This window comes from Nonomuraea sp. NPDC048892, assembly GCF_040649735.1.
GTDB lineage: Bacteria > Actinomycetota > Actinomycetes > Streptosporangiales > Streptosporangiaceae > Nonomuraea > Nonomuraea maheshkhaliensis.
In genome coordinates this window covers 224,496-250,697 of sequence record NZ_JBEZFZ010000015.1, presented here as the reverse complement: position 1 = coordinate 250,697, position 26,202 = coordinate 224,496, and the positions used below count along the sequence as shown (strand labels likewise).

Here is a 26,202-nt window from a genome sequence, read left to right as displayed (position 1 = left end):
GTCCGGATGACAGGCTGGTGATGGCGTAGATCGTGACGATGGTGGTCTTGCCGGTGCGGTGGTCGGTGCGGCGGCGTTTGACCTGGATGGCCTGGGCGGCGTGCGGGAAGGGCAGTCCGGGGCGGACGGTGCAGATCTTCATGCGGCGGATCTCGCGGCGGCCGTGGCCTTGCTCGTCGGTGCGGTCGTTCAGGACCGCTTCCCGCCAGGGCAGGGCCTTGAGCCGGCGCTGCAAAGTGGGCTGGTTGCCTTTGACGATGAACAGGTAATGGCCGCCGGCGGCGATGATGTGGCGGGCGTGCTCGTGCTGGGTGTGCAGGGCGTCGGCGGTGATCACCGTGTGAGTGAGGTCCAGCCCGGCCAGCAGCGGCGTGAAGGCGGGAATCTCGTTGCTCTTGGCGTCGATCTGCCGTTGGGCCACGACGGTCTGGGTGTCGTGGCGCGTGGCCGCCAGCAGATGAACCGCGGTGCCGCCCGTGGTGCGGCTGCCGCGCAGGGTCTTGCCGTCCACGGCCAGGCCGGTGAGCGGAGTCCGGGCTGGAGACGGGCTGGTGATGGGTGGCGCGCCGGCGGCGAGCACGGCCAGGTAACCGCAGGTGGCGGTGTCGAAGGCGTCGCCGTCCAGGCGGGCGAGCAGGCGGCCCAGGGTGCTGGCGGCCAGTCGCACGGTGCCGGGCAAACCGGCTCGTTCGCGTAGTTCGGGGTCATACCCTGCGATAAACCGGGTGATCTTAGCGAGGGATGTCGCTCCGCTGAGGACGGCGAGCAGGGATAACGCCAGCAGTGGGCCCAGTCGATAGCGGCGTCCGCGACGGCTGCGCGGATCGGGGATGGCGTCCAGGACCTGGGCCAGGGTCGGCAGATCGGGCATGTCGCCCGGTAGGTCGGCGACGGTGACGTGCTCCAAGTGGCGGGCGAGCACGTCGATCGGGGATGATGGCACGCGAACGCGGCCCCTGTTCTTGATCGACTGGCGTAGACACCCAACGATCTTCAGGGGTCGCGTTTGCCATCTGTACCTCGGGGTGCCCCTCAACCGACCGGCATCAACGCGCCCCGCGTCCCACCAGCCGAGAACGCATCGGCCCTAGATACGTGAATGCGGCACATCGATGAGCGAACCATCGTCGATGCGTTACTCCACGTAGACATTCCGGGGTCGCCGCGGACTCAATGGGGTATCGGGACGAGGTCGTCCTGAGGCCACCTGACCGCGGAGGGGTAGCGCGCCCCGCACGCAATCACGCTAGGAGCGAGTGATTTGGCGGAAACAAGCGACGATGCGACGAGCGACGACGTGGCGCCCGTCCTGCTGGCCACCCCTCCCAGGAACACCGGTGGCCCGCGCCGGTCCGACGAGCTCGACCTGCCGCAGACCTGGGGCGCGTCGGATTCACCCGGCGCCCATATGAGTTGCCTGCTGGACGACTTCTCCGAATTCTTCAAGGAGACCTATCCGGCCCTGCTGGCGATCATGCGGCTGCGCACGCAGGACGACAACCTGGCCGCCGACATCTCCCAGGAGACGATGGTGCTCGCGCTCCGCCACTGGCAGAAGGTCTGCGGTGCCGAACAGCCCACGGCGTACGTGATCAGGATCGCGATCAACGTCTGGAGGCGACTCCAGACGAGCAAGCTGACACGAGAACGGGCCACCGATCTGACCAGGGAGGACGAGGCTCCCGGAGCGCAACTCGCCCAAGAACCCCCCGACGAACAGGTGATCGGCGCCGCGATGGTCCGCTGGGCGCTGGACCGGCTGCCGCCGCGCCAGGCGGAGGTGGCGATCCGCCACTACATCCTGGACCACGACGTCAAGAGCATCGCCACGGAGCTGCGGATCAGCCCGTCCACCGTGCGCAGTCACCTGCAGAAGGCCAGGGGAAGTCTGCGTGAGCTGCTGCAGCCGCTGCGGCCGGCCGGCGGAGGAAAGCACCGCGCATGAAGAAGAAGATGAGAGCCAAACAGTTGCGAGACGTCCTGCAGCGCATCTCCGGCACCGATTCCCTGGAGATGGAGATCCTGCTCAACGTCATCGAATCCAAGTCGCACAACGCCATGCCCATTCTCGACGAGAAGGATCTCGAAGAGGCGATCGGAAAGACGGTGGAAATTCTGGAGGAACGCAACAACGCGCTTTCCCAGACGGCGCCGGACTGGATAGAGGTGCTGTCGGCCAGCGAGCCGAGAACGGGTGATCGAGGCGCTCCGAGCCTGAGCGAATTCACCTTTCCCGCGCAGTCTCCGCGGAAAGGTCACTGACCCGTGAGGTGGCGAAATCGCCGTAAGGTGTTCCTCGCGCACGGGCGCTGGCACGAAGCCGTCGAGGCGATGAAAGTCTTCCTCGGCTCGCTGGGCGTCGAGGTGGTCGACTGGGACGCGGCCCGGCTGCGGGCGCGCCGGGAGGGGCAACACGCCACGGACATCGCGGGCGTCGATCACGTGCTCTTCGACGGCTCGGCGAAGTCGCGCAGGCAGTTCGTGGACCGGCTGAAGAACATCGGCGTGCGCGCCGACACCTCGGGGGCCGCGTGGCTCTCCGCCGGCCGTTTCCCGCGCCCCCTGCCCGAGGTCGGCGCCGCGCGGCTCCGTACCAGGAGAAGCCGCTCTTGAGCCGGCCCCCGCCGGGAGGCGGGGAGCCGGAAGAAGCAGGTCAGCAGCTGCTGGCGCCGTCGAACGTCCTGACGCCGCGGGCGACCTTGGACCAGATGGTGCCGCCCGAGCCGACGGTACGGCACTCGCCGTCGGTGCCGTGCGCCCAGATGATCTTCAGCCGGAGGGTCCGGCCGCAGTTGTTGCGCGCGTATCCGGTCTTGGTGATGGTGCCGGTGGTCTGCCAGACGACCACGCAGGAGGGCGCGTTACCGGCCGGGACGGCGGCGTGGACCGGGAGCGCCGGGGCGAGGGCGCAACAAGCGAGGGCGAGGCCGGTGAGAGCACGTCGCACGGGGTGGATCCTTCCTGCCGCGAACATTGACTCCACGATTAGTAATCGATTGACTACATAAAGTCAACAGTGGAGGCGGCGAGGGAGGGCGGGCGAAAGGAACGTGATGCGAAACCTATACAAACCGGACGATCGGCCATTAACCTGGCATCGCTCCAGTGGGGGCAACTGGAGCACCAAAACTTCCCCACAGCAGGTGGCGGGGCTGACGGCGCGGCTCAGGCGGCGCAGCTCAGGTGACCGGGCTAGGTGACGGGCTCAGGTGGCCGGCTCGGCGGCGGGCTCAGGCAGCGGGCTCGGCGGCCAGCTCGTCGGCGGGGTCGGCTTTGAGGTCGAGGCCGCCCAGGCGGTGGACCGCCTGGTAGTAGGACCAGGCGAGCCGGTCGCAGGCGAGCTTGCGCGCGCCCCCGTAACCGGCGCACACCTGGTTCATGTCGTACAGGAACGCCTCGTCCACGTGGGCCTTGTTGGCCGGGAAGTGCTTGACGGCCTTGTAGTTGCGGTAGCCGAAGTCGTGGCGCGCGCACGGCATCCGGAAGTCGTACCCGAGCGGCCGGTCGGGGCTGCGCGAGCACAGGTCGGTGGACCAGTCGAAGCCGTAGTCGGTCCACGAGCCCGGGTCGGCCCAGGCGCCGTACCAGGCCGCGGCGCTGGACGCGGTGGGCTGGGTGAACGCGGACAGCGCGGCGAGCCGCTGCTCCAATGTCACCGCGTGCGCCGGAGCGGGCCACGCCAGGACGCCGATCAACGCGAGGGCGGCGGCGGATCGTCCAACCATGAGAACCTGCCTGTCTTGCCCGAGGCCGGAACCTGTCACGGCAAGCTTGGCCCGCGCCACCCGGCCACGAGCCGTCCTGCGGGGCAAGGTCGCCGCAGGATTTGATCAAGGTTCGGCCTGCTGATCACCAATGATCAGGCGGCGTTCCAGCGGCCGTCCGCCTGGGCGCGCTCGACCTCGGCCAGGCCGGCCGGCGCCATCCGGCCCTCCTGCCGCAGCCGGGCCACCCGTTCGACGTTCGACCTCGACCAGGCGCTGCGCCAGCGGCGCGGGGTGTAGCGCTGGAGGTACGTGGCGGCGTCACGCCTGCGGGTCAGGCCGTCGATCCAGCCGAAGCAGAGCGCCTCTTGCAGCGCCTGCTCGTAGCCGAGGCTGGTCGGCTCCGTCGTGCCCTTCTTCGCCAGCACCACCCACGCCTCCGTCTCCGAGTCGTGGTGGTCGGCCAGCCAGGATCGCCAGGCGGCGGCGTCGGTGAAGATGTGCATGACTCCATCTTGCGCGGATAAGTGCTCACCAAATGACCACTTATCCCGCGAAGTCCCGCGAAGTCCCGCGAAGTCCCGCAAAGTCCTCCCGAAGGCCGTGCGAAGGCCTCGAAGTCCTGGATCGTCAGCGCAGGTTCGCGGTGAAGGTGCGGCCGTAGGCGTGGCGGGTCGTCACCTGGATCAAGGTGCCGCCGGGCACCCGCTTGGCCGTCATCCCCTCGTCCGCGCCGTCAAGCCTGAGCGACGCCCCCAGCAACATCACCGTGACGCGGTCGCGCTTCATCGTGGGGTCGGACACGGCGACGGTCGTACGCCCGCCTGACCTGCGCGAATCGGACCGGACGATCACCGACGCGGGGCCGTCGATGAGCAGGCGGCCGGCGTGCCGGGGGCCGCCGGTGAAGACGTTGGCGGCGACGATGCCGAGCCCCTCGTGCCGGATCGCCTGCACGTGCCGGTCGTTGGCCAGGACGGTCAGCGGCCCCCGGGCGTAGGCACGCAGGCGGGCCCCGTCGGCGTTCGGCACCAGGGCGTACGCGAGCGACGTGGGGCCGCCCTTGGCGGGATGCGTGATCGAGGCGGTGAAGACGTTCTTGGTCACGCTGGTGTCGGGGTTGGCCGTGCGGACGACCCTGCGGCTGCGGGTCACCGTCTCCAGCCCGGCGCTGACCGGCTGCCGGCTGAGGAAGGCGTAGCCGACGGCGGTGCCGCGGGTGCCGTTGGCGTAGCGGAGCCAGCGGGGCGGCGCGCTGTCGCCGGGCCGCCAGTCCCGGCCGGTCCACGACTCGCCGGTGACCGTGACCGCGTCGCCGGGGGCGGCGATGCGGCTGTCCACGGTGGTGACCGCGTCGCGCCCGCCCTGGCCTGAGACGTCGGCCGCCAGCACCACGATCTCGTCGTCGAGCAGGAACCACGACTTGGTGGCGCGGGCGTTGCGGTAGACGACGAAGTCGTCCGGCAGGATGCCCGCCTGCTTGGCGGTGTAGGCGGCGTCGTCGGTCTGGATCATGCCGCTGACGCCGTACGCGCCGAGCGTGGCGCCGCCGGAGAAGGAATTGCCCGAGACGGGGAAGTAGACGTAGGTGTTCTGGGACTCCGACGAGGAGGTGAAGTTGAGCGGATGTCCCGGGTTCTCGTACCAGAGGCGGCCGCCGTACGACTCGGGGACCGTCCGCCGCTCCTCGACCGGCGCGGTCACCCCGGCCAGCCGGTACGGCGAGACGGTCGTGTAGTAGTCGACGCCGAAGACCTCGCGTTGGTCCTCGCCCGAGAGGTAGAGGTAGTAGGCCCCGTCGCCCTGGAACCAGGGCATGAGGTTCTCGCCGCTCATGTACTCGTACTTGCTGATCCGGTCGGAGCTGCGCGCCAGCGCGAAGGCGTAGCCGGGACGGCGGTGCACGGTCCTGTCCATGGCGTTGAACGCCACGCTGCGCTCGGCCGGGTTGAGGTCGGCGGCCGGGACGGAGGAATCGGCGCGGATCGCCGCGTAACGGGCGATGCTGCCGGGAGAGACGAAGGCGGCCTGGTCGGCGGCCGGCAGGAACTTCAGGTACTTCTTCAGCGCCAGCGCGCCGGCGTCGTCCACGTGCTCGGTCAGGTCGGCGACGGCCTCGGCGATCACGCCGACGTCGGTGTAGCCCGTGGCGGGGCGCACGACCGCCCTGCCCTTGACGATCTCCATCATCCAGCCCTCGAAGATCAGCGGGGCGAAGCCGTCGGCGACCCAGCGGTAGACCACCGCGGGCAGGTCGGCCGAGGCGCCGCCGCCCACGCCTTCGAGCATCTTGAGCGTCTGCACCACGCGGCTGAGCAGGGCGCGGCCGTAGGAGCCTGTGTAGGCGACGCGGTGGTGCTGGATGAAGGAGCCGTCGCGGTAGTAGCCGTCGGTGACGCCGTGCTGGAGGTCGTACGGGTCGATCGTGGCGAAGACGGTGGCCTGGTCGGAGATGGCCTTGTCGACCCTGGCGTCGTCGCCGGTGAGCGCGCCCTGGAGGATCCGGTTGGCGGTGATGTCGGCCAGGTTGGCGCCGGTGTGGAAGCGGGAGTCGAGGTCGACGTCGCCGTTCTTGCCGTTGCGCAGGTAGGCGTCCATCGTGGCGAGGTAGGTGGCCGTCAGACCTTCTGGCACCTGGTCGCCGAGCAGGGCGAGGGTCCTGCTCACGTGGGTGGGGATGGCGATCTCCCAGTTGTGCCAGTTGCCGTAGTAGCCGGCGGACTGGTCGCCGAAGTAACGCTCGTGCAGCCACACCAGGCCGTCGGCGGCCCGTCGCCGCGCCGCCTCGTCGCCTTCGAGCGCGCTGCCGGGGGTGCGGGTGGCGAGCGCGATCTCGTAGAGGTACTGGAAGGCCTGACGCAGTTGCACGTCGTCGGTGCCGAGCCGCAGGCCCGCGAACAGCTCGCCGTCGCCCGCCTGGTCCATGGCGGTCAGGCGCTGCCTGGCGGTGGCGAGGATCGAGGCGAGTTTGCCGGCGAGCTCGGGACGGACGTTGACCTCGGGGGTGCCCGCGAGCATCGCCACGGTGTTGGCGAGCACGCGTGGATGGTCGACGGCCGCGGCGGCGCGCGCGGAGGCGGGGGTGGCCGCGGCGAGCAGGCCGGCGGCGGGGAGAAGGGAGAGAACCTGGCGGCGGGACATGTGCGGCACGGCGTGACTCCAGGCCGGTGGGGGGCTGCCCGGCTCACCTTACATGATCCCTTTCGCCCCGGTCAGCAACCGCTTTCCAACGAGTCGGCCGCAGTCGGCAACCGCTTTCCACGCGGCTCAGTCGCCGGCGTACGACAGGATCACGGCCTCCGTCACCAGCGTCACCTGGTTCTCCGTGTAACAGTCGGCCTGGTGCACGGCCAGCTCGGCGCCGCAACCTTCGCAGACGAGGTTGGGCAGCCCGCCCCGCATGTTGATCCCGCAGCAGCCCATTCGCCGGACGAGGTCGGGGTGCAGGCACATGCCCATGGCGTCGTCGGGATGGATGACCAGGCCGGGCGGTTCGCCGGAGAACTCGCCCGGGCGGTGGTTGGCCGCGTACGTGCCGCGCGGCATCCGCGGCTCCTTGATCCGCTCATACCACTCGGTCGCCCCCTCAGGGGACTCCTTCCACGGCGGCAGCGGGATCTTCCTGACAGATGCGGTGATCGGCCGGCGGCAGGCGAAGCACAGGAAACGCGCCACGCCGCGAGACTACTCCGGGGATGTGACGTACGCGCGCCTTGCCAACGGCGGGGAGGCCGGGAGAACGTGACCTTGTGCGCGAGATCCCTAGACCCCCTGACGGCAGCGACGACATCGGGGCCGCGGGCGGCCTGCACACCTACCAGCTCCGGCTGCACGAGCAGTACGGCCCCGTGGTGCGCTTCCAGTTGCCGGGCGGGCTGACGGCGGTATCGGTGGCCGACCCCGTGCTGCTGGAGGCCACGGCCGCGGTCAACGAACGGCCGGACCAACTGTTCGAGTTCCTGACCCCGCTGTGCGAGGCGGGCAACCTGCAGACCCTGCCCGCCGCCGAGCACCGGCCGCTGCGCCGCGCCCTGCTGTCGGCGCTGGCCGGGCGGCGCTCGCACGAGGCCCACTTCGCCGGCTTCACCGCCCTGGCCGTCGACCTGGCCGATCGGTGGGCGCGGCGCGCCGCCGACGGGCCCGTGGAGCTGCAGCAGGACCTGAGTGAGCTGTCGTTGCGGATGATCTGCCAGTACGCGCTCGGCGGCGGCATCGACGAGCCGGCGCGGGTGGTGAGCGCGTTCGAGACCGTGCTGACCGGCTATCTGGGCCGCCAGTTCGAGCGCGGTGACGACCTGGCGCGGGCGGAGCGGGCGCTGGCGTACCTGCGCGAGGTCGTGGACGGCGTGCTAAACCGGGCGGGGACGGACGGGCCGGCCGACGGGGGCAGTGATCTGGTCGCCGCGCTGGTCAAGGAGGGCCTGAGCCCCGCCAGGGTGCGGGACACCGTACTGATGATCATGCTGGCCGCGCACCACACGACCGGCGTCGCGGTCTCCTGGACCCTGCACCTGCTGGCCGGGCATCCGGGCCCGGCCGCCCGGGTGGCGGCTGAGCTGGACGAGGTTCTGGGCGACCGGCCCGCGCCCGACTACGCCGACCTGCGCAAGCTGAGCCGGCTCGACATGGCGCTCAAGGAGTCGATGCGGCTCTACCCGCCCGGCCCGTACGGCGCCCGCGAGACCACCGAGGACCTCACGCTCGGCGACCACCACATCCCGGCCGGCACGACGATCTTCTACCCGTTCTGGGCCGTGCACCTGAACCCGCGCTACTGGCCGGACCCGCGGGCCTTCATCCCTGAGCGGTTCACCGCCGCCGAGCAGGCCAGGCGCCCCCGGTACGCGTTCATCCCCTTCGGACTGGGCCCGCGCAGCTGCGAGGGAGCCGGCCTGGCCATGCTCGAGGCCGAGCTGGTGCTGGCGGTGCTGCTCAAACGCTTCCGCTTCGAACCGGTCGAGGGGCATCCCGTGGTGCCGGTCGAGCGATTCGTCCTGTGGGCCGAGAACGACATCCGCCTGCGCCTGACCGAGCGGCCGGACGGGGTCACTCCCGGGCAGTGAGACGTTCGGCCTGAGCCCGGCCGACCTCGGACGCGCGGCGCAGGTAGTCGGCGATCAGCTCCAGCTCCGCGTCGTCGTAACGGGCCAGCACCTCGCCGAAGGCCGTGCCCGGGACCTCCCAGGCGTCGCTGATCCGCGTCCTGGCCTCGGGAGCCAGGGCGACCAGGGCCCGCCTGCGGTCGTCGGGGTCGGGCCGGCGGACGACGAGACCGGCCTTCTCCAGGCGGTCGACCAGGCGGGTGGCCGAACCGGGGGTCAGGCCCGTCAAACGGGCGACGGCACCGGAGCTCACCGGGCCCGGCTCCAGCTCCAGCAGGGCAACGCACTGCAGGTCGGTGGGGTGGAGGCCGAGCCGGTCGGCCATGGCCTGGTTGAACAGCGTGTAGGCCGCGTAGTGGCGCTGGCTCTCCGCGATGACTCGCTGCAACGTCTCGGCTCGGTTTGACATGGGCGGCTCCGTGCTCCACATTTATTTGCGCCACACAATCTTTGCGTGGCACAACCTTTGCGCGACGCTCTCATTCTATCCGGAGACCTCATGCTCATCCGCGCGCCCCCGAGGCGCCGGCCCGGCCGTGGGCCGTGCTGGTCGTCGTCATCGCCGCCGCGGCCCTCGACCTGCTCGACGGCACCATCACCAACCTCGCCGCCCCCGCCATCGTCGCCGACCTCGGCGGCGGGCAGGCGCTCGTCCAGTGGCTCGGCGCCGGTTACGCGCTCGCCATGGGCGTCCTGCTGGTCACCGGCGGGCGCCTCGGCGACCGGGGCACCCCCGTGGCCGCCGCGGGGGCCGCGCTGCTCGGCGCGGCCATGCTCGGCCTGCTCTACGGCCTGATCGACGGCTCGGCCGCCGGCTGGTCGGCGCGCCCGCTGCTGTGCCTGACCGGCGGGCTGGCCTTCGCCGCGCTGTTCTGCCTGCGCCAGGTCACGGCCCGGGCGCCACTGATCGAGCCGTCGCTGCTGCTCCGGCGCGGGTTCACCGCCGGACTCGTGCTGAGCGTCGTCTTCCACGCCGCCGTCGCGGGCCTGCTGAACGTACTGGCCCTCTACCTCCAGGCCGAGGCTGGGCCCTCGTGCCGCCCGTACTGGTCGTCGGCCTCGGCCTCGGCACCTGCTGCGCCCTGGTCTGGCTGCTGCCACGCCGGGCGCACGCCCACCACTGAAAGGGACCTCAGAAAGATGACCACCCTCGTCACCGGCGCCCGCGGCGCCGTCGCCACCGCGCTCATCGGGCTGCTGCGCGAGCGCGGCCTGCCCGTCCGCCCCGCCTCCTCCACCCCCGCCGACCCGTCGATCGTCAGGTGCGACCTGCGCGACCCGTCCACCTTCGCCGCCGCGCTCGCGGGCGTGACCTCGGTCTTCCTGTACGCCGAGCCCGCGTACGCCGCGGAGTTCGCCCAGGAGGCGGCCGACGCCGGGGTCGAGCACATCGTGCTGCTGTCGTCGTCGTCCGTGCTCACCCCGGAACCCGACGCCGACCCGCTGGCCAGATCTCACGTCGAGGCGGAGCGGGCCCTGACCTCGGCACCGGTGCGCAGCACGCTGCTGCGGCCCGGTGCCTTCTGCGGCAACGCCTTCGCCTGGGCCCGGACGATCAAGGCGGGGACGCCGGTCGCGCTGCCCTATCCGGAGGCGCATGTGGACGCCGTCCACGAGGCCGACCTCGCCGCCGTGGCCGCCGCCGTGCTCGCCGACCCCGGCGCGCTCGGGGGCCGGGCGTACAACCGGGCGTACACCCGGGCGTACACAATGACGGGGCCGCAGTCGCTCACGTTCGCCGACCAGATCGCGGCGCTGTCCCGCGCGATCGGGCGCGAGATCGTGATCAAGCGGGTCAGCAGGCAGGAGTGGAAGGAGCAGGCGGGCCCGTACGTGGACGGCCCGGTCGGCGACGCGCTGCTCGACTACTGGGAGAGCCGCGACGGGCGGCCGGCCGAGCTGACGCCGGTGGTGGAGGAGCTGACCGGACGGCCCGCGCGCACCTTCGCCTCGTGGGCGGAGGAGCACCGGAGCGCCTTCATCGACGGCACCCGCTGACATAGGTAGCGGTCCCCCCAGGACTCTCGGGGTGCCGTGTGGACGCTCACGTATGGGGTTGAGCGGGACGACCATGGACCGTCCCGGCCGGCGCGGTCACGATATGACCATGCTCGCACTCGCGCTCATCACTCTCGTGCTGCACGGCGCCCTGACCGGCCTCTTCTACACCTTCTCCATGTCCGTCATGCCCGGCCTGAACACCCTCGACCCCGCCAGGGCCGAGGAGGCGATGCGCGGCATCAACAGGAAGATCCTCAACCCGTGGCTGTATCTCGTGTTCCTCGGCTCGCCGGTGGCGGCGCTGGTGGCCGGGTTCGTCGCGTCGTCCGTCTGGTTCTTCGCCGCGGCGGCGGTCAACTTCGTCGGCTCGTTCCTGGTCACGATGGTGATCAACGTGCCGATGAACAACGCCATCGACGCCGGGACCATGTCCTGGAAGGAGTACTCGCCGCGCTGGACCGCGTTCAACACGCTGCGGACGGTGGCCTGCGCGGCCGGACTCGTGCTGGTCGGCATCGGCCTGACCGGTCTTCAGTAGATGCGGTACTTCTTGCCGCAGTTGTCGAACTTCCCGGCCCAGCAGGTGAAGGTGTAGACCTTCTTGATGCCCTTGCCGCTCCACGCGCCGACGACTTCGCCGTCCCAGGACTTGTTGAACTTCTTCCAGTGACCGCCCTGGTAGACCTCGAACCAGACCCAGCCCTTCTTACCGCCGACCTTGTCCACCCCGTACCACTTCGTGAACACCTTGCCGTGCGACTTCCACGTCTTGCCGAACGTGTACGCCTTGTGGTCACTGGAGAAGAACTTCCCCCAGCTCACCACCGACTGAGTCGACGCCGTGGTGGTCGTGGTGGTGGTGCTCGCCTGAGCCGCAGCCGGGCTGAGAGCCAGACCGGTGATGGCCATCGAACCAGCCAGTGCCGCGATCGCGAAGGTCTTACGCATTTCGGGTTCCTCCCCTTGTCTCTTCCACCGGGGTGCTCCGGCAAGAGAGACATTACGGAGACGGCAACGGATCATCTGTGGACGAATCCACACACCGAATGTGATCGCCGCCACATCACGTAGACCCTGCTCAGAAGTGCTCCTTGCGGATGAGACCGTGCACGCCGGTGGTCCGATCCACCACCTGGGAGATCTCGAAGTCGGTCGCGGCCGACAGGTAGGCGTAGGCGACGGCGCGATCCATCCCCTGGTCGTGCTCCAGGAAGTCGAGCGCGTTGACGACTGCGCGGCGCATGGCCACGTCCAGGTCGTTCACCTGGCCGTTCCTGGAGCCGTCCGGGTCGGACAGGCCGATCGGCAGCCAGGCGTCCTCCGTCTCGCCGAAGGGGTAGCGGAAGGCGACGGATGGGGCGTCCCCCGAGCCCTTCTTGCACACCGTCAGTCGGAACGTGGCCCGCAGCGAGCCCTCCATCGCCGTCAGCGCCACCTCGCCGCCGCCCATCGCGTGGTGGGGGTCGCCGGTGTAGAAGAGCGCGCCTTCGGCGAAGACCGGCAGGTAGAAGGTGGCGCCCGCGCCGAGGTGGGCGATGTCGATGTTGCCGCCGCCCAGGGTGGGCGGGATGCTGTTGAGCAGCGGGTCGGTCGGCCGGCCCGCCTCGGCGAACGCGACGCCCATCACCCCCATGAACGGGTTCAGCGGGAACGTCACCTCCCCCTTCCTGCCGCGCTTGAGCACGCCGCTGGCCACGCCCTTGCGTCCGCGCCGGACCGGGGTGAACACCGAGACGTTGCCGTACCTGAGCGGATCTCCTGTGGGGCGGCCGTCGGTGGCCACGGGCGGCATGACCTCCTCCAGCGTGATGCCGTCGGGGGCGCCGCCGTTCGCCTGCCGGGCCAGCGCCCCCTTGCCGTGGCGGCTGGACACCACCCCGTACGGGACGCGGGGCAGCATGGAGAGCATCTCGACCTTGAGCACGTCGCCGGGCCGCGCGCCGGCCACGTGGATCGGGCCCGTCACGACATGGGGGCCGTCGAGGTCGAAGTCCCTGGGCGTGCGGTCGTAGTCGCGAGCGATGGCGATGGCGTCCTGGAGCACGTCCGACCGGGGCACGCCGTGCCGGGCGAAGTAGGCGACGGGGTCACGGCCCTGGTCCTCCAGGATGCCCTCGTGCGAGACCGTGTCGACGGTGACCGTGTCGCCGGACCTGATCCGCAGCACCGGCTCGCTGCCCAGCGCGGGCACGTACCCCCACGTGACCTGCTCGGTCGTGGACGGGAGGTAGTGCCTGCCGTGGATCGGCCCCTTGCGGGGCTGCAGGATCTCCTTCGGCAGCGTCGGACTGGCTGCGGCACGATGAGCGCCGGCCAGCACCGCGCCGCCCGCGCTGGTCAGGGCCGCCGCCACACGCAGGAAGTTCCGTCGTCCGTACGTCTGCGACACGCTCATGATTCTCCTAACGGAGGCGGAGGGTGATACCGAGCATGTAGGACGTCTGTTACGTCCCCGTTTCGGATCGGGTGTTCCTCGCGTCAGGAGTGGAAGGATCTGAGCCACGTCCTTAAGGAAAGGCAAGTGTCATGGCTCCCAGCATCGCGACCGCCCGCCGCGTCGAACTGCCCGAACTGCTCGACTTCCTCCGTCCTCGCCACCACGGCCTGCTGTCCACCACGCGCGCGGACGGCCGGCCGCAGCTCTCGCCGGTCTCCTGCGGCGTCGACCAGGAGGGCAGGATCGTCGTCTCGACCTATCCCGACCGCGCCAAGGCCGTGAACGCCCGCCGTGACGACCGCGCGTCGATCTGCGTCATGTCCGACGACTGGAACGGGCCGTACGTGCAGGTGGACGGTCGCGCGGAGGTTCTGGACATGCCCGAGGCGCTCGAACCGCTCGTGGACTACTACCGCTGCATCGCCGGCGAGCACCCCGACTGGGACGAGTACCGCGAGGCCATGCGCCGCCAGGACAAGTCCCTGATCCGGCTGCACATCGACCGCTGGGGCCCGATCGCGACCGGCGGCTTCCCGGCCCGCCTGGTCTCCGGCGACTGACCCCCCAATTAACGAGCAGGCGTACGGGGGCGGTTCCACCAGAGGGAGAGCGACAGGGCGGTGACGATGAAGATCGCGCCGCCGGCCGCGAAGGCGGCGGCCGTGTCGACCCGCTGCCTGATGACGCTGAAACTGCCCGGCAGGGCTTCGAGCGCGGTCTTGAGCTGGTCGGCGTTCTCGGCGCGGTGGTAGGCGCCGCCGGTGGTCTGGGCGATCTGCTTGAGCGCGGGCTCGTCGATCATGCGGATGTTGCGTCCGCCCCGGTCGAAGCCGCCGCCACCGCCCCAGCCGCCGCCCCACCCGCCGAAGCCGCGGCCGTCGAACTGGGAGTTCTCGCAGACCATGGGGGCCGGAGTCGTGGTGCCGAAGCCGATGGGGTAGACGCGGACCCGGCGCAGGGCCGCCTCCTGGGCGGCGGTCTGCGGGTCCACACCCTGGGTGTTGGCGCCGTCGGTGAGGACGATGATCGCGGCGGCGGCGTGGCCCTCACCGGCTCCGGTGCCGGGGTCAGCGCCGGTGGGGGCGACCGACGGGTCCACCTCCGCGATGGCGTCGAGCGAGGTCAGCATGGCCTGTCCGATCGCGGTGCCACGGGCGACGGTGAGGTTCTCCAGCGCCTCGGTCAGCGCGTCGGTGTCGTCGGTCGGCGGGACGAGCAGGCCGGCGCTGCCCGCGAACGTGACCAGGCCGATGCGCGGCCCGCCCTCCAGCGACTCGATGAAGTCAGCGGCGGCCTTCTTGGCGGCGGTCAGGCGGTTGGGGTCCACGTCCGTCGAGCACATGGAGCCCGAGGTGTCGAGCGCGAGCAGGATCGTCGCCGCCGTCTGCGGCACGGGCACCGACGCCTGCGGCCGCGCGGCCCCGACCGCGAGCAGGGCGAGCCCGGTGACGAACAGCGCGGGCGGGATCTTGCGGATCCACCGCGTCCGGCCGGGCAGCGCGCTGCGGACGAGGGCGATCGAGGTGACGCGGACGGCGGCCCGCCGCCGGCGGCGCAGCGCCCACCAGCGGATGCCCAGGATCAGCGGGATGATCAGGATGGACAGCAGCGCCCACGGCCATGAGAACGTCATTTCAGATCACCCGTCCTGATCGGAGCACGGTGAGCGCCGCTCCTGCGGTGAGCAGTACGAGGGCGAGCCCGATCAGCCCGCCGGCGAGAGGCAGCGGCTCGTCGGAGACGGTGAGCCGCAGGTCGATCGTGCCGGCGACCCCGTCGAGCCGCGCGGTGTCGGTGGCGGGGTGGTACTCGCCGCCGGTGGTCTGCGCGATCAGCGTGAGGGTGTCCTCGTCGAGCGAGGTCTGCAGGTTGTACCCGTCCACCTTGACCGCCGCGCCCGCCGTGGTGCCGACGCCGACGGTGTGAATGTGCACGCCCGCCTGCTGGGCCAGGGCCGCGACGTCCTCGACGTCGTTGCCCTGGTTCTGGCCGTCGGAGAAGATCACGATCGTGGCCGACGGCCAGTAGCCGAGGTCGGGCGGCGGGGCGCCGTCGCGGCCGAGGGCCGCCTGCTTGCCGGTGATCGCCGTCAGCGAGGCCGTGATGGCCGCTCCCAGCGAGGTGCCGCCGGCGACCTTCAGCCGGTCGATGGCCTTCAGCGCCACGGAGTGGTCGGCGTCGGGCCTGGCGGTGGTGAGCGCACCCCGTTCGAACGCGACGACCCCGATGTCCACGCTGTCCGGCTGCGCCGCCACGAACGCGCGGGCCGCCCGCTGCGCGCCCGCCAGCCGGGTGGGCGCGACGTCGTCCGCGCTCATGCTGTTGGAGACGTCGATGGCCAGGATCACGGTGCCCGCGGCCCGCGGGACCGGCACCATGGCCGCCGGCCCGGCGGTGGCGATGGCGAGCACGGCGATGCCGGCGATCGTCAGGCCGACTCCCAGGTACGCCCGGCGTCCGCCCGGCACGGCGAGGCCGGCCGCGGCGAGCGCGGCCTTCCTGCGGCGGGCCGAGACGACGGCCGCGTAGGCGAGCGCCGCCGTGACCAGCAGCCCGACGGCCAGCAGCAACGGAGCGGACCACGTCATGGAGCCTCCCCGGCGAACCCGATCGGCCCAGTGATCGGCCCCGTCATGATCAGCGCCGTCATGACGTCCGCTTCCCGGTTCTGGCGACGACCTCGACGAGCGCCTCTCCGAGGTCGCGGTCGGTGTCGATGCGGTGCACCGGCACCCCGGCCCGGCGCATGCCCGCCGTGAGCCGGGCGTCGCGCTCGTCCACGGCGGCGCGGAACCGTACCTGGAGCAGCGGGTCGGCGGAGTCCACGACGAGCTGCTCGCCCGTCTCGGCGTCCTCGACCACGATCAGCCCGGCCTCGGGCAGCACGTCGTCGGCGGTGTCCACGATGCGCAGCGCGACCACCTCGTGCCGGCGGGCCAGCCGCCGCAGGGAGCGCTCCCAGTCGCCCTCGCCGATGAAGTCCGACAGCACGACGACGAGCGCGCGGCGGCGCGCGAGCCGTCCGGCCGCGTCGATCATCTCCGCCAGGTCGGTGGTGCTGCCGCCGCGCGTCCCCGACGTCCTCTGGAGCTCGGCGGCGATCCGCAGCGCGTGCCGCCGGGAGGTGCCGGGCGGCACGACGCGCAACATCCCCGTGTCGAACAGCACGGCTCCGACGCGGTTGCCGCCCCGCCCGAACAGCCGGGTCAGGACGAGCGCGAGCTCGGCGAGCACGTCGTGCTTGCCGCGCCCCGGCCGGCCCGCCCCCATGGAGGCCGAGCGGTCGAGCACCAGCCACACGGTCAGCTCGCGGTCCTCGGTGAACACGCGCAGGTGCGGCTCGTCCAGCCGGGCGGTCACGTTCCAGTCGATGTGGCGGGCGTCGTCGCCTTCGGTGTACGGCCGCAGCCCGGTGAAGTCGATCCCCGAGCCGCGGTACGTCGTCCTGTGGGCCCCCTGGAGCCGGCCGTCGAGCCTGCGGACGACCTTCCACTCCAGGCGGAGCAGCAGTTTCTCTGGGGCGGTTGCCATGGCGGCTCAGCGGTTCTGCAGGACGACGTCGGGCGCCCTGACGGCCCCGAGCACCCTGGTGATGATCGTGTCGGGATCGACGTCGTCGGCCAGGGCCTCGTACGACAGCACCAGGCGATGCCGCAGGACGTCGAGCGCGAGCTCGGCCAGGTCGTGCGGCAGCACGTAGTCGCGCCCGCGCAGGAACGCCAGCGCGCGGGCCCCGGTGACGAGCGCGATGGAGGCCCGGGGACTCGCCCCGTAGGTGACGTACCGCTCCAGGTCGCCGAGCCCGGCGGTCGCGGGCGAGCGGGTCACGCCGACCAGCCGTACCGCGTAGTCGACGATGGCCGGATCGACGTACACCTGCTGGGCGCGCGCCCGCATCGCGATCAGGCCCTCGGGCGTCACCATCGGCTGCGGCGGCTCGGGTGGGCGCAGCGCCCTGGCGACGATCGCCTGCTCCTCGGCCTGCGCCGGGTAGTCGACGATCACCTTCATCATGAACCGGTCGACCTGCGCCTCGGGCAGCGGATAGGTGCCCTCCGACTCGATCGGGTTCTCCGTCGCCATGACCAGGAACGGCTCCGGCACCTTGAACGTCTCGCGGCCGATCGTCACCTGGTGCTCCTGCATCACCTCCAGCAGGGCACTCTGCACCTTGGCGGGGGCGCGGTTGATCTCGTCGGCCAGCAGCAGGTTCGCGAACACCGGGCCCAGCTCGGTCCTGAACTCCCCCGAGTGCTGGTGGTAGACCCGGGTGCCGACGAGGTCGGCGGGCACCAGGTCGGGGGTGAACTGGACCCGCTGGAAGCTGCCGGACATCGCGGCGGCCAGCGACCTGACCGCGAGCGTCTTGGCCAGGCCCGGCACGCCCTCGACCAGCAGGTGGCCGTCCGCGATCAGGGCGACGGCCATGCGCTCCAGCAGTACGTCCTGTCCGACGATGGTGCGTTTGACCTCGAACAGCACCTGTTCGAGCGGGTGGTCTGACGGGTTGGTCGAGGTCATGCGGTGTTCCCTCTCGTCGGTCAAATCAGCGGCCCGTCGCCGGGCGGGCCGTCGCCCTCGGTGCCCCCGCCCAGGGCCAGGCCGATCGGCACGGCGAACGCGATGCCGGCGAACGCCTCGTCGCCGCCCGGGTCGGCGATGGAGACGACGATGCCGACGACCAGGCCGCGGGCGTCCAGGAGCGGGCCGCCCGAGCTGCCCGGGTTGACGGAGGCGTCGAACTGGATGAGCCCCTTCAGGTCGCCGTCCTCCTTGCTCCGGTCGGCGGTGCGATTGAGTCCCGAGACGACGCCGGTGGAGACGCTGTAGGTGAGGCCGAGTGGGTTGCCGATCGCGACGACGGGCGCGCCCACGCTCACGCCGCCGCCGAGCGTCGCGGGGACGACGATCTCGGGGAGCTTGGCGGGCTTGAGGGTGGCGACGTCGAGCTTGGGGTTCGAGGACGAGACCGCGGCCTTGGCCTTGGTGCCGTCGGCGAACGTCAGGTTCACGTCCTTGGCGCCGTCGATGACGTGGTGCGCGGTCAGGATCGTGCCGTCGTCGGCCGCGATCACCCCGGTCCCGAGCGACCGGCCGGCCTGGATGACCACCACCGACGGCCCGACCAGCTTGAAGACGTCCGGCACCGTGAGCGTCGTGGTGGGCGTCGGCGTGGGGCTCGGCCTGGGCGCGGCCCCTTCGATCTGCCCGCCGCGGCCTCCCAGCCAGTACGCCAGCACCGCCACGACGACGAGCGCGGCGAGTGCGGCGCCCCCGACGGCGAAGCGCCGGGCTCGCCCGGCCACGGCTCCCCGATCCGCCAGAGCCTCGGCCGCACCGGTTTCCTGCGGCGCGTGCCCCATCGCCCCATAGTCATAAATTTATGTTGAAAGTGCTACAAACTTCGCCTGAGAACTTCATGAGAACCGCTTCCCCGCAGCTCACCGGGGTCGGCGTTATACGACCATGGCCAGATAACCAGCGAGATCATCCGCCGAAGAAGTCGAGATACCGACATAACCGTCAGGCCGGATCAGCGTGTACCGCTCCCCTCCGTACGGCTCCGCCACCCGGTACGCCCGCACCTCAGGCCCGCCCCCGCTCCACGGCTCGGCCGCCAGCAGCGTGAAGTGCGGGCCCCTGAGCAGGTCGAACATGCGCGCCTCCGTCCCGTCCGCCAGCCGGACCCCGCCGTCGGGGACGCGGTCGCCGCCGTGCCCGGCCAGGGAGCCGCCCCGGTAGGAGAGCGAGAGCTGGTAGGTCTCCTCGTCGCGTTTGACTGACTTCCTGTCGTGCAGGTCCGTGCTGAGGCCGAGCATCCCGGCGGCGACGGGCCGCCGCTCCTCCTCGTACGTGTCCAGCAGCCCCTCCGGCGCCCCCGCCAGCACCCGGGCCAGCTTCCACCCCAGGTTGTACGCGTCCTGCACCCCGGTGTTGAGCCCCTGGCCGCCCGCCGGCGAGTGCACGTGGGCCGCGTCGCCGGCCAGGAAGACGCGCCCGGCGCGGTAGCGGTCGGCGAGACGGATGTTCACCCGGTAGAGGGACGACCACAGCAGCTCGGTCAGCCGGACCCCGCGCAGCATCGACCGCTCGGCGAACAGCCGCTGGTACCAGGCCGGCGTGTCCTCCGGCTCCACCCCTGGTTTGAGCGGGGCGAGGAGCTGGAAGGCATCGGTGCCGGCCATCGGGTAGAGGGCCACGAAGCCCTTTCCCGGCCGCGCCCACGCGTGGATGTGATCCCGGCCGAGCCCCTCCACACGCACGTCGGCCAGGGCGGCGCGTTCCTCCTCGCGGGTCTCGCCGGTGAAGCCGATGCCGAGCGACTTGCGTACCGGACTCTTGCCGCCGTCCGCCGCGACCAGGTAGCGCGCTCTGACCGTCTCCCCCGTGCCCAGCGTGGCGCGCACCCCGTGGGCGTCCTGGTCCAGGCCGGTCAGCGCGGTGCCGTACTCCACCTTCCCGCCCAGCTCCGCCAGGCGTTCGCGCAGCACCGCCTCCGTACGCCACTGTGGGTGCATCAGCACGGTCGGGTACGGGACCGCGTCCGTCGCCCTGGCGGGCCTGTGCATGCGGGTCTGCCACACGGGCACCCGCCCCAGCCTGACCCGCACCGGCGGGTACGGCGTCGCGACGCCCAGAACGCGGCCGATCACGCCGAGGTCGTCGAAGACCTCCTGCGTCCGCGGCTGCAGGCCCTTGCCCTTGGAGCCTCCTGCGGGCTGCTCGGCCTGCTCGACGACGCGGCAGGAGACGCCGCGGCGGGCCAGGTCCACGGCGAGGGTGAGGCCGGTGGGACCGGCGCCGGCGACGATGACGTCCGTAGTGGGTTCGTTCATGGAAAGGGACGGTGTCAGGCCGCTCTGCCGGATCGCTGTCAGCCGCTGCCGGGCACTGTCAGCTGCCGTTTCTCCCCCGGCGGCGACGGGCCTCCGGCAACCGGCTCGGGACCGCCCCGGAGCGTGTTAGAAAGGCTCATTGTCCGATGATGAGGTGTGCCGAGTGATTGACGATGTTCTCCGTGCCATGGCTGAGAAGATCACCGATGCGGCACCTGCGGGTTGGCGGCGTGCCGAGGTGCGGGGATACGCCACCGGCGACGGCGGGTCCGGCCACCACGGCTTCCGGTTCGACCCGGCGGGAGACGGCGACGGCATCGACCTGCATCCGCAGTTGTGCGCCGTCCACACCCACTACGGAGCGAGCGGCGACCATCTCTCGATCGAGCTGACCGTCGAGGCCAGGGGCCGGTTCGAGGCGGTGGTCAGCGAGTCGCTGGTGCGCGAGGACGACCGCGGCTTCCTGTACGTACTGCGCCCCGGCGTCCTGCCGCCCGACCCCGGCACGTACCAGCCGGGCCCGTCGATGGCCACCCCGGCGGGCAACCCGCAGGAGGCCGTCGCCCTGCTCGGCGCGTACCTGCGCGGACGCGACCGCGCGCTGCGCGGCAAGGACACCTACGCGCCCCCACCCGCGCTGCCCGAGCACCATCGCCGGTGGCTGGAGGCGCGGCTGCAGGTCCCGCTCCCCGAGGACCTCCAGGCCCTCTACGCCCACGTGGACGGCGACGGCGGCGAGGGGCTGCTGGCCGGCCACCACTGGTTCGGCCTGGAACACCTGGAGAAGATCAGCCGCCCGGAGAACCGCACGTGGGCGGCGAGCCGCGCCTGGCGGCACCACCTGCGCCGGCCGCTGGTCACCAGCACCGGCGGCCCCCCGCTGGCGGTCCGCCGCGCCTCGGACCATCCGCACTGGATCCCGTTCGCCACCGACCCCCACGGCGACTACCTGGCCGTGGACCTGGCCCCGGGCCCCGGCGGGCGTCCCGGCCAGGTCATCCGCATGGGCAGGCACCACGACGACGGCCCCGTCTACGTCGCCGACTCGGTGACCGGCCTGCTGCGCCGGCACGTCAACGCGTTGCGGGCGGGCTCGTACGAGGTGGGGCAGGGCCGGCGGATCCGGATCGACATCGACGGCCAGGACGAGCACGAGCCCGACAGACCAGACGAACTCACGATCGCCGGCACCGACGCCGCCTCCATGCGGGGCCTGCACCAACATGTGCAGAAACTCTCCATCCGCAACGCCCCCTGGGCCGACTTCGCCCCCGTGCGCGGCGCGCCGATGTTGTGGCAGGTGAACGTCGAGAACTGCCCGGGCGCCGACCTCGCGCCGCTCCAGGACACCCCCGTGGAGCTGCTCGACCTGGCCATGGACCGGATCGACCTGGCGCCGCTGGCCGAGCACGCCACGCTGCGCTTCCTGACGCTGCGCACCGTCCGTCCCGTGGACCTGTCGCCGCTGCTGTCGTGTCCGCGCCTGTACGCGCTCGACCTGTCCGAGGCCACCTCGATCCGCGACCTCAGCGTGCTCTCCGAGCTGAAGGATCTGCTCTACCTGCGTCTGCGGCGCGGCCAGTGGGAGGAGCTGTGGGAGCGGTCCGGGCACCCGCCGGGCCTGGCGGCGGCGGGGCTGGCCGCCGAGCCGCCACGGGAGAGGGGCTGGTGGTGGTCGGGCGAGCAGGCCGTCGAGCCGTCGTTGCGGACGGTGGCCGGGTGGGTGGCCGATCTGGCGGGCGACTCGACGGACGTACGACTCATCAAGGGCAGACTCTCCCGGAGGCGCCGGCGCGCGTTTTGACCGGGCGTATGCTGGTGGGCGGTGCTTCAGGGCGCCCCCGGTCCGCGGGAAGGGCCAAGCCCACCTGATGTCCTTCGGTAAGACCCGGCCCGACCTCTTTTCCGGCCTGAGCATGCGGACGGCAGGCCAGACGGAAAGGAGGCCATCGTGCCCGTCCATCGGCTGCCCGACAACCCCAGCCTCGAACGGCTCCGCAAGCAGGCCAAGACGCTCCTGCGCCAGGTGGAGGCCGGCGTCCCCGAGGCGCGCGGGCTGGTCGCCGAGTTCCATCCCCGGCCGCCGCGCACGTTCAAACTGGCGGACGCGCAGCTCGTCACGGCCCGGATGTACGGGTTCGCGAGCTGGCCCCGGCTGAAGGAGCACCTCGGCACCGTCGAGCGTTACACCCGTTCGCCGCACCGCGTCCCTGTGCGAGCGGAGCCGCCGGAGGAGTTCCTGCGACTGGCCTGCCTCACGTACGGGGCCGACCATCCCGGGCGTACCGGTGAGGCGGCGCAGCTGCTGGCCCGGCAGCCGGAGCTCGCCACCGCGAACGTCTTCACCATGGCCGCCACCGGCTCGGCCGACGCCCTGGCCGCGACGCTGGACGGGGATCCGGGACTGGCGCGGGCGCAGGGCGGGCCGTTCGGCTGGGAGCCGTTGCTGTACCTGACCTACGCCCGTCTGACCGGGGTTTCCGGGTATGTGGAGGCGGCCCGCGTCCTCCTCAGCCACGGCGCGGACCCGAATGCCGGCTTCCTCTGGGACGGTCTGGTCTCCCCCTTCACCGCACTGACCGGCGCGTTCGGCGGCGGAGAGCAGGACCAGCCGCCGCACCCCGAAGCGCTCGCCCTGGCCAGGCTGCTGCTGGAAGCCGGCGCCGACCCCAACGACAGCCAGACCCTCTACAACCTGGGCCTCGGCGGCTCCTTCACCGACGACACCACGCACCTGCGGCTGCTGCTGGAGTTCGGGCTGGGCCGGGGCGGGGACGGGCCGTGGTACGCCCGGCTGGGGCCTGTCCTGCAGTCGCCGCGCCTGCTGCTGCGGGAGGAACTGGTCACGGCGGCGCTGCGCGGGGGGCCGCGGCGGGTCCGGCTGCTGCTCGCGCACGGGGTCGAGGTGGGCGGGATCGGCGGGCATCCGGTGTTCGGGGGCCGGACTCCGTACGAGCTGGCGCTGCTGAACGGGCACACGGAGGTGGCGGAACTCCTCGCCGCGGCGGGCGCCTCCGCCGTCCTGGAGGAGATGGACGCGTTCACCGCCGCCTGCATGCGCGCCGACGCCGGCGCGGTGGCCGCGCTCGGCCCGGACGTGCGGGCGCGGGCGCTCGCCCGGCATCCCGAGCTGATCAACCGCGCCGCCGAGCAGCGCAAACCGGCCGCCGTACGGCTGCTGGCCGGCCTCGGCTTCGACGTCGACCACCCGCACGAGGGCACCCCGCTGCACGCGGCCGCATGGAACGACGACGTGGAAACGGCCAGAACCCTGATCGAACTGGGCGCCGACGTCACGATCAAGGACAGCCGGTACGACGCCACCCCGCTCGGCTGGGCGGAGTACGGCGGCAAGGAACGCGTGGCCGCCTACCTGCGCGAGACGACCTCGCCATCCGACGAAACGCCCTGAGGGAACCGCGGTCCGGAGGCGGAGCCGGTCCGGCGGACGGACACCACAGACAACCACGGCTACTTCCCGCTCGACCCCGGCGAACTGGGCAAGACCGACGGGATCATCTTCCTCAAGAACGTGCGCGGGCCAGAGCCGGAAGCACCCCGATCCAGAACGCGCGCGCAGGCTCCGAAGGGCACCGGCCGGGGGCGGTCAGGGCAGGAGGGTGTGGGCTGCGGCGAGCCAGCCCTCGCGGGCGCTCGGGTAGCGCGGCGCCCAACCGGTGGCCGTACGGAAGCGGGCGTTGCGGACGCGTAGCGAGCGGGTGAGTGAGGTGAGCCGGTCGCCGAACGCGTAGGCCAGCCGTCCGGGCCCGCGCACCCACGGGGCGGCACCGGCGGCGCGGGCGAGTGCGTCCGCGTACGCCCGCTTGGTCAGCGGCTCGTCGTCCACGACGTTGTACGTGCCGCCGGGCGCCGCCAGCGCGGCCACCACGGCGGTAGCGGCGTCGGCCAGGTGGATGGAGGAGACGTAGCCGCCGAGACGGCCGAGGACGACGGCGACGTGGTGGCGGGCCTGGGCGAACAGTTGCTCGCTGTGCGAGGCGCCCGGCCCGTAGAACCAGCCGAGGCGCAGCACGACGGCCGCTCCCCCGCCGGTCTCGGCAAAGTGGTGGGCGCTGGCTTCGGCGGCGAAATTTCCCCTGGTGAGGGGGTAGTGGTCGACGGGGGCGTCCTCATCGAGCCAGCGGTCGCCGCCGTCGCGGTAGAGCATGCTGACCGACTCCTGCACGAAGCGGGCGGCCCCGGCGTCGAGGGCGGCGGCCGCGACGGCGGCGGAGCCCTCCGCGCGTACCCGGTGGTTGGCGCGCAGGGCCTTGGTGCTCATGAAGCGGCTCATCGAGGGGATGGCGGTGGCCAGGTTGATCACGGCGTCGTGCCCCTCGAACGCCTCCGCCAGGCCCGCCCGGTCGAACAGCGACACCCGTACGGGCCGGGCACCCTGCCGTTCGAGCGTGGCGGCCTTGTCTGGGGTGCGGGCCAGCGCGGTGACCTCGTGGCCGGCCGCGACCAGCGCCGGGACGGCGTGGCGGCCGAGCGCGCCAGTGCCGCCCGCGATGAAGACTCGCATAGTGAGAGAGTACTCTCTTACCATGGCGAGATCCACACCGGGCGTCACCCGGCAGCGCCTCATCGACGAGGCCGTCAGGTTGATCTGCACGCGCGGCTACGCCGCCACCTCGGTCGCCGACATCCAGGCCGCCTGCGGGCTGACGACCGGCTCGGGCGCGCTCTACAAGCACTTCCCCTCCAAGCAGGCGCTGCTGGAGGCCGCGGTGCGGCGCAACCTGGAGCTGATCGTCGAGCGGGGCGGCGAGACGGCCGTCGCGACCGGCGATCCGCGGGCCGACCTGGAGCGGATGGCGCGGGCCGTGTGGGAGGTGATCGAGCGGGATCGGGAGCTGATCCGGATCATGCTGCGGGAGTTCGACGGGTTCGGCGAGCTGTTCGAGGGCATGTGGCAGGGGGTGATGGCCGGCGTGTACGCCCAGGGCGCCCGGTGGATCGAGGAGCAGCGGGAGCTGGGCAACGTCGAATGCGCCGATCCGGAGGCCACCGCGGCCGTACTGCTGGCCTCCCTCACGTACTATCCGCTGCTCCGCCTCATGATCGGCCACACGCCCGGCGACCTCGGCCCTGAGCGGTTCCTGGCGGCCTGGGCCGAGCACGCGGCCGTCACACTACGGGTGCGGCCTCACCCGTCCTGACCTCGCCCGCTCCAGGCGTGCGACAGTGTCAAACCTGCTCGGCATGCTCGCCACCGACCCCGACCTGCCGGCCCGCCACCGCGGCCAGGACCTGATCGCCGACATGCAGTACTACGGCCGCGACTTCGAGCACGCCCTGGCCGGTGAAGGCATCATCAACTCACTGATCGGTTCTCCCCGAGCCGGACAGAGAGTCCTTCCTCGGCCGCCAGCACCTCACCGCCGAACTCCTCCCGGGCGGCGGCCACGGAGGCGGCCCGGTCGTTGCCCGGCCAGAAGTGGGTGAGCATCAACCGGCGTGCGCACGCGCGGCGGGCCCAGTGACCGGCCTCCGTGGAGGCCAGCAGATTGCGGATGGGGCGACCGGCCTCGCCGTCGCGGTCGGTGGCCTCGACGATGAACAGGTCGGCGTCGCGCCCGAGTTCGGCGAGCGCGGGAGCCGGACCGGTGTCGCCGGTGTAGGCCAGAGCGACACCGTCGGCCTCGACGCGGATACCGGCGTTGGGCACATAGTGCGGCAGCGACAATCCGGTCAGGGCGAATGGCCCCACCCGGTGACTGCCAGGCAGCGGATGCACGTCGAAGACCGCGTGGAGGTCCACATCGGGCTCCAGGCCGCTGATCCGGTCGAGCACGCCCGGCGGGCAGTACAACGGCAGCCGTGGGCCACCGGGGTCGCCGTAGAACCGCATCCGGAACAACCCGTGCAGGTCAATGCAGTGGTCGGGATGCTCGTGAGTAATAACGACAGCGTCCACCGCGCCGTCCGGCCAGTGCGCGAGCAACCGCGGCAGCGTGGCGTAACCCAGGTCGAGCAGCAGCCGGTAACCGTCCCAGTCCACCGCGAACCCGCTGCAGGCACGGCCCGGCTCGGGAAACGCACCACAACTGCCGAGGACGGTCACTTGGCGCATCCGTACAGGATGCCAGTTCCTCAGGCAGTCCTGGACGGCTCGGACG

The 26,202-nt window shown here is 71.6% G+C and carries 27 protein-coding genes; 10 read left to right on the top strand and 17 right to left on the bottom strand.

What is annotated here, in order from left to right; all coding sequences use genetic code 11:
- The coding region (locus AB0C28_RS37785; RefSeq protein WP_358080306.1) for an ISAs1 family transposase at positions 1-943 on the bottom strand (943 nt) is incomplete at its 3' end.
- A gap of 318 nt (positions 944-1,261) precedes the next feature.
- Here AB0C28_RS37785 and AB0C28_RS37780 point away from each other — a divergent pair.
- The 3 genes from AB0C28_RS37780 to AB0C28_RS37770 are packed head-to-tail and all read left to right on the top strand — an operon-like array spanning position 1,262 to position 2,613.
- Positions 1,262-1,945, top strand: coding sequence for a sigma-70 family RNA polymerase sigma factor (locus AB0C28_RS37780; RefSeq protein WP_358080305.1), 684 nt, complete (start codon positions 1,262-1,264; stop codon positions 1,943-1,945).
- Positions 1,942-2,262, top strand: a complete 321-nt coding sequence (locus tag AB0C28_RS37775) for a hypothetical protein (protein WP_358080304.1) — start codon at positions 1,942-1,944, stop codon at positions 2,260-2,262. Before AB0C28_RS37780 ends, AB0C28_RS37775 begins: the two co-directional genes overlap by 4 nt.
- A gap of 3 nt (positions 2,263-2,265) precedes the next feature.
- Positions 2,266-2,613 carry a hypothetical protein gene (locus tag AB0C28_RS37770; RefSeq protein WP_358080303.1) on the top strand — a complete coding sequence of 116 codons (348 nt, stop codon included), beginning with the start codon at positions 2,266-2,268 and terminating at the stop codon, positions 2,611-2,613.
- A gap of 40 nt (positions 2,614-2,653) precedes the next feature.
- On the opposite strand, the gene AB0C28_RS37765 is transcribed toward AB0C28_RS37770, so the two are convergent.
- The 5 genes from AB0C28_RS37765 to AB0C28_RS37745 form a co-directional block, all read right to left on the bottom strand.
- Positions 2,654-2,947: a hypothetical protein gene (locus AB0C28_RS37765; RefSeq protein WP_357852896.1), complete on the bottom strand. Its 294-nt coding sequence runs from the start codon at positions 2,945-2,947 to the stop codon at positions 2,654-2,656.
- Between the two features lie 283 nt (positions 2,948-3,230).
- Positions 3,231-3,725 (bottom strand): phospholipase, encoded by a 495-nt coding sequence (locus AB0C28_RS37760; protein ID WP_358080302.1) that lies wholly within the window; start codon positions 3,723-3,725, stop codon positions 3,231-3,233.
- A 134-nt stretch (positions 3,726-3,859) separates the two neighbouring features.
- Positions 3,860-4,210, bottom strand: a complete 351-nt coding sequence (locus AB0C28_RS37755; protein ID WP_358080301.1) for a hypothetical protein — start codon at positions 4,208-4,210, stop codon at positions 3,860-3,862.
- Positions 4,211-4,334: 124 nt separating this feature from the next.
- Positions 4,335-6,845, bottom strand: coding sequence for a polysaccharide lyase family 8 super-sandwich domain-containing protein (locus AB0C28_RS37750; protein ID WP_358080311.1), 2,511 nt, complete (start codon positions 6,843-6,845; stop codon positions 4,335-4,337).
- Positions 6,846-6,971: 126 nt separating this feature from the next.
- Positions 6,972-7,379: a hypothetical protein gene (locus tag AB0C28_RS37745; protein WP_358080300.1), complete on the bottom strand. Its 408-nt coding sequence runs from the start codon at positions 7,377-7,379 to the stop codon at positions 6,972-6,974.
- Between the two features lie 74 nt (positions 7,380-7,453).
- Between AB0C28_RS37745 and AB0C28_RS37740 the strand changes: the two genes are divergently transcribed.
- On the top strand, positions 7,454-8,767 hold the full coding sequence (locus AB0C28_RS37740) for a cytochrome P450 (RefSeq protein WP_358080299.1): 1,314 nt from the start codon (positions 7,454-7,456) through the stop codon (positions 8,765-8,767).
- Here AB0C28_RS37740 and AB0C28_RS37735 read toward each other — a convergent pair.
- Complete coding sequence (locus tag AB0C28_RS37735) at positions 8,751-9,215, bottom strand: MarR family transcriptional regulator (RefSeq protein ID WP_357852910.1); 465 nt, start codon at positions 9,213-9,215, stop codon at positions 8,751-8,753. The two genes, AB0C28_RS37740 and AB0C28_RS37735, sit on opposite strands and share 17 nt — an antisense overlap.
- Before the next feature lie 134 nt (positions 9,216-9,349).
- On the opposite strand from AB0C28_RS37735, the gene AB0C28_RS37730 reads away from it, so the two are divergent.
- Both AB0C28_RS37730 and AB0C28_RS37725 read left to right on the top strand, forming a co-directional pair.
- On the top strand, positions 9,350-10,804 hold the full coding sequence (locus AB0C28_RS37730; RefSeq protein ID WP_358080298.1) for an NAD(P)H-binding protein: 1,455 nt from the start codon (positions 9,350-9,352) through the stop codon (positions 10,802-10,804).
- Positions 10,805-10,913: 109 nt separating this feature from the next.
- A complete protein-coding gene (locus AB0C28_RS37725; protein WP_357852915.1) occupies positions 10,914-11,345 on the top strand; it encodes an anthrone oxygenase family protein in 432 nt (143 codons plus the stop codon).
- Here AB0C28_RS37725 and AB0C28_RS37720 read toward each other — a convergent pair.
- Positions 11,339-11,755 (bottom strand): hypothetical protein, encoded by a 417-nt coding sequence (locus AB0C28_RS37720; protein WP_358080297.1) that lies wholly within the window; start codon positions 11,753-11,755, stop codon positions 11,339-11,341. The two genes, AB0C28_RS37725 and AB0C28_RS37720, sit on opposite strands and share 7 nt — an antisense overlap.
- 130 nt (positions 11,756-11,885) lie before the next feature.
- Complete coding sequence (locus AB0C28_RS37715) at positions 11,886-13,202, bottom strand: acetamidase/formamidase family protein (RefSeq protein WP_358080296.1); 1,317 nt, start codon at positions 13,200-13,202, stop codon at positions 11,886-11,888.
- A 131-nt stretch (positions 13,203-13,333) separates the two neighbouring features.
- On the opposite strand from AB0C28_RS37715, the gene AB0C28_RS37710 reads away from it, so the two are divergent.
- Complete coding sequence (locus AB0C28_RS37710; protein WP_357852921.1) at positions 13,334-13,804, top strand: PPOX class F420-dependent oxidoreductase; 471 nt, start codon at positions 13,334-13,336, stop codon at positions 13,802-13,804.
- Between the two features lie 8 nt (positions 13,805-13,812).
- On the opposite strand, the gene AB0C28_RS37705 is transcribed toward AB0C28_RS37710, so the two are convergent.
- The 6 genes from AB0C28_RS37705 to AB0C28_RS37680 form a co-directional block, all read right to left on the bottom strand.
- Positions 13,813-14,877, bottom strand: a complete 1,065-nt coding sequence (locus AB0C28_RS37705) for a VWA domain-containing protein (protein ID WP_357852923.1) — start codon at positions 14,875-14,877, stop codon at positions 13,813-13,815.
- 1 nt (position 14,878) lies between these two features.
- Complete coding sequence (locus AB0C28_RS37700; protein ID WP_357852926.1) at positions 14,879-15,832, bottom strand: VWA domain-containing protein; 954 nt, start codon at positions 15,830-15,832, stop codon at positions 14,879-14,881.
- 58 nt (positions 15,833-15,890) lie between these two features.
- Positions 15,891-16,775, bottom strand: coding sequence for a DUF58 domain-containing protein (locus AB0C28_RS37695; RefSeq protein WP_357852929.1), 885 nt, complete (start codon positions 16,773-16,775; stop codon positions 15,891-15,893).
- A gap of 6 nt (positions 16,776-16,781) precedes the next feature.
- A complete protein-coding gene (locus AB0C28_RS37690) occupies positions 16,782-17,765 on the bottom strand; it encodes a MoxR family ATPase (protein WP_357852931.1) in 984 nt (327 codons plus the stop codon).
- A 20-nt stretch (positions 17,766-17,785) separates the two neighbouring features.
- Positions 17,786-18,607 (bottom strand): trypsin-like peptidase domain-containing protein, encoded by an 822-nt coding sequence (locus AB0C28_RS37685; protein WP_358080295.1) that lies wholly within the window; start codon positions 18,605-18,607, stop codon positions 17,786-17,788.
- A gap of 93 nt (positions 18,608-18,700) precedes the next feature.
- Positions 18,701-20,080: an FAD-dependent oxidoreductase gene (locus tag AB0C28_RS37680; RefSeq protein ID WP_357852937.1), complete on the bottom strand. Its 1,380-nt coding sequence runs from the start codon at positions 20,078-20,080 to the stop codon at positions 18,701-18,703.
- A gap of 187 nt (positions 20,081-20,267) precedes the next feature.
- On the opposite strand from AB0C28_RS37680, the gene AB0C28_RS37675 reads away from it, so the two are divergent.
- Together AB0C28_RS37675 and AB0C28_RS37670 are read left to right on the top strand one after the other, a co-directional pair.
- Positions 20,268-21,884 carry an SMI1/KNR4 family protein gene (locus AB0C28_RS37675; RefSeq protein WP_358080294.1) on the top strand — a complete coding sequence of 539 codons (1,617 nt, stop codon included), beginning with the start codon at positions 20,268-20,270 and terminating at the stop codon, positions 21,882-21,884.
- Between the two features lie 147 nt (positions 21,885-22,031).
- Positions 22,032-23,492 (top strand): ankyrin repeat domain-containing protein, encoded by a 1,461-nt coding sequence (locus AB0C28_RS37670; protein ID WP_358080293.1) that lies wholly within the window; start codon positions 22,032-22,034, stop codon positions 23,490-23,492.
- Positions 23,493-23,687: 195 nt separating this feature from the next.
- Here AB0C28_RS37670 and AB0C28_RS37665 read toward each other — a convergent pair whose 3' ends face one another.
- On the bottom strand, positions 23,688-24,605 hold the full coding sequence (locus tag AB0C28_RS37665) for an NAD-dependent epimerase/dehydratase family protein (RefSeq protein WP_358080292.1): 918 nt from the start codon (positions 24,603-24,605) through the stop codon (positions 23,688-23,690).
- 22 nt (positions 24,606-24,627) lie between these two features.
- Here AB0C28_RS37665 and AB0C28_RS37660 point away from each other — a divergent pair, with 22 nt between their 5' ends.
- The gene (locus AB0C28_RS37660; protein WP_358080291.1) at positions 24,628-25,242 is read left to right on the top strand and encodes a TetR/AcrR family transcriptional regulator; all 615 of its coding nucleotides are present in this window, start codon (positions 24,628-24,630) and stop codon (positions 25,240-25,242) included.
- A 155-nt stretch (positions 25,243-25,397) separates the two neighbouring features.
- On the opposite strand, the gene AB0C28_RS37655 is transcribed toward AB0C28_RS37660, so the two are convergent.
- Positions 25,398-26,156, bottom strand: coding sequence for an MBL fold metallo-hydrolase (locus tag AB0C28_RS37655; protein WP_358080290.1), 759 nt, complete (start codon positions 26,154-26,156; stop codon positions 25,398-25,400).
- Positions 26,157-26,202: the final 46 nt, after the last annotated feature.

What these genes read in the sequence shown, in the direction of transcription:
- AB0C28_RS37675 (WP_358080294.1), top strand. Translation starts at nt 20,268, where the DNA reads ATGGCTGAGAAGATCACCGATGCGGCACCTGCGGGTTGGCGGCGTGCC.
- AB0C28_RS37710 (WP_357852921.1), top strand. Translation starts at nt 13,334, where the DNA reads ATGGCTCCCAGCATCGCGACCGCCCGCCGCGTCGAACTGCCCGAACTG.
- AB0C28_RS37775 (WP_358080304.1), top strand. Translation starts at nt 1,942, where the DNA reads ATGAAGAAGAAGATGAGAGCCAAACAGTTGCGAGACGTCCTGCAGCGC.
- AB0C28_RS37705 (WP_357852923.1), bottom strand. Translation starts at nt 14,877, where the DNA reads ATGACGTTCTCATGGCCGTGGGCGCTGCTGTCCATCCTGATCATCCCG.
- AB0C28_RS37760 (WP_358080302.1), bottom strand. Translation starts at nt 3,725, where the DNA reads ATGGTTGGACGATCCGCCGCCGCCCTCGCGTTGATCGGCGTCCTGGCG.
- AB0C28_RS37695 (WP_357852929.1), bottom strand. Translation starts at nt 16,775, where the DNA reads ATGGCAACCGCCCCAGAGAAACTGCTGCTCCGCCTGGAGTGGAAGGTC.
- AB0C28_RS37750 (WP_358080311.1), bottom strand. Translation starts at nt 6,845, where the DNA reads ATGTCCCGCCGCCAGGTTCTCTCCCTTCTCCCCGCCGCCGGCCTGCTC.
- AB0C28_RS37715 (WP_358080296.1), bottom strand. Translation starts at nt 13,202, where the DNA reads ATGAGCGTGTCGCAGACGTACGGACGACGGAACTTCCTGCGTGTGGCG.
- AB0C28_RS37725 (WP_357852915.1), top strand. Translation starts at nt 10,914, where the DNA reads ATGCTCGCACTCGCGCTCATCACTCTCGTGCTGCACGGCGCCCTGACC.
- AB0C28_RS37700 (WP_357852926.1), bottom strand. Translation starts at nt 15,832, where the DNA reads ATGACGTGGTCCGCTCCGTTGCTGCTGGCCGTCGGGCTGCTGGTCACG.
- AB0C28_RS37735 (WP_357852910.1), bottom strand. Translation starts at nt 9,215, where the DNA reads ATGTCAAACCGAGCCGAGACGTTGCAGCGAGTCATCGCGGAGAGCCAG.
- AB0C28_RS37655 (WP_358080290.1), bottom strand. Translation starts at nt 26,156, where the DNA reads ATGCGCCAAGTGACCGTCCTCGGCAGTTGTGGTGCGTTTCCCGAGCCG.
- AB0C28_RS37685 (WP_358080295.1), bottom strand. Translation starts at nt 18,607, where the DNA reads ATGGGGCACGCGCCGCAGGAAACCGGTGCGGCCGAGGCTCTGGCGGAT.
- AB0C28_RS37720 (WP_358080297.1), bottom strand. Translation starts at nt 11,755, where the DNA reads ATGCGTAAGACCTTCGCGATCGCGGCACTGGCTGGTTCGATGGCCATC.
- AB0C28_RS37755 (WP_358080301.1), bottom strand. Translation starts at nt 4,210, where the DNA reads ATGCACATCTTCACCGACGCCGCCGCCTGGCGATCCTGGCTGGCCGAC.
- AB0C28_RS37660 (WP_358080291.1), top strand. Translation starts at nt 24,628, where the DNA reads ATGGCGAGATCCACACCGGGCGTCACCCGGCAGCGCCTCATCGACGAG.
- AB0C28_RS37690 (WP_357852931.1), bottom strand. Translation starts at nt 17,765, where the DNA reads ATGACCTCGACCAACCCGTCAGACCACCCGCTCGAACAGGTGCTGTTC.
- AB0C28_RS37665 (WP_358080292.1), bottom strand. Translation starts at nt 24,605, where the DNA reads ATGCGAGTCTTCATCGCGGGCGGCACTGGCGCGCTCGGCCGCCACGCC.
- AB0C28_RS37680 (WP_357852937.1), bottom strand. Translation starts at nt 20,080, where the DNA reads ATGAACGAACCCACTACGGACGTCATCGTCGCCGGCGCCGGTCCCACC.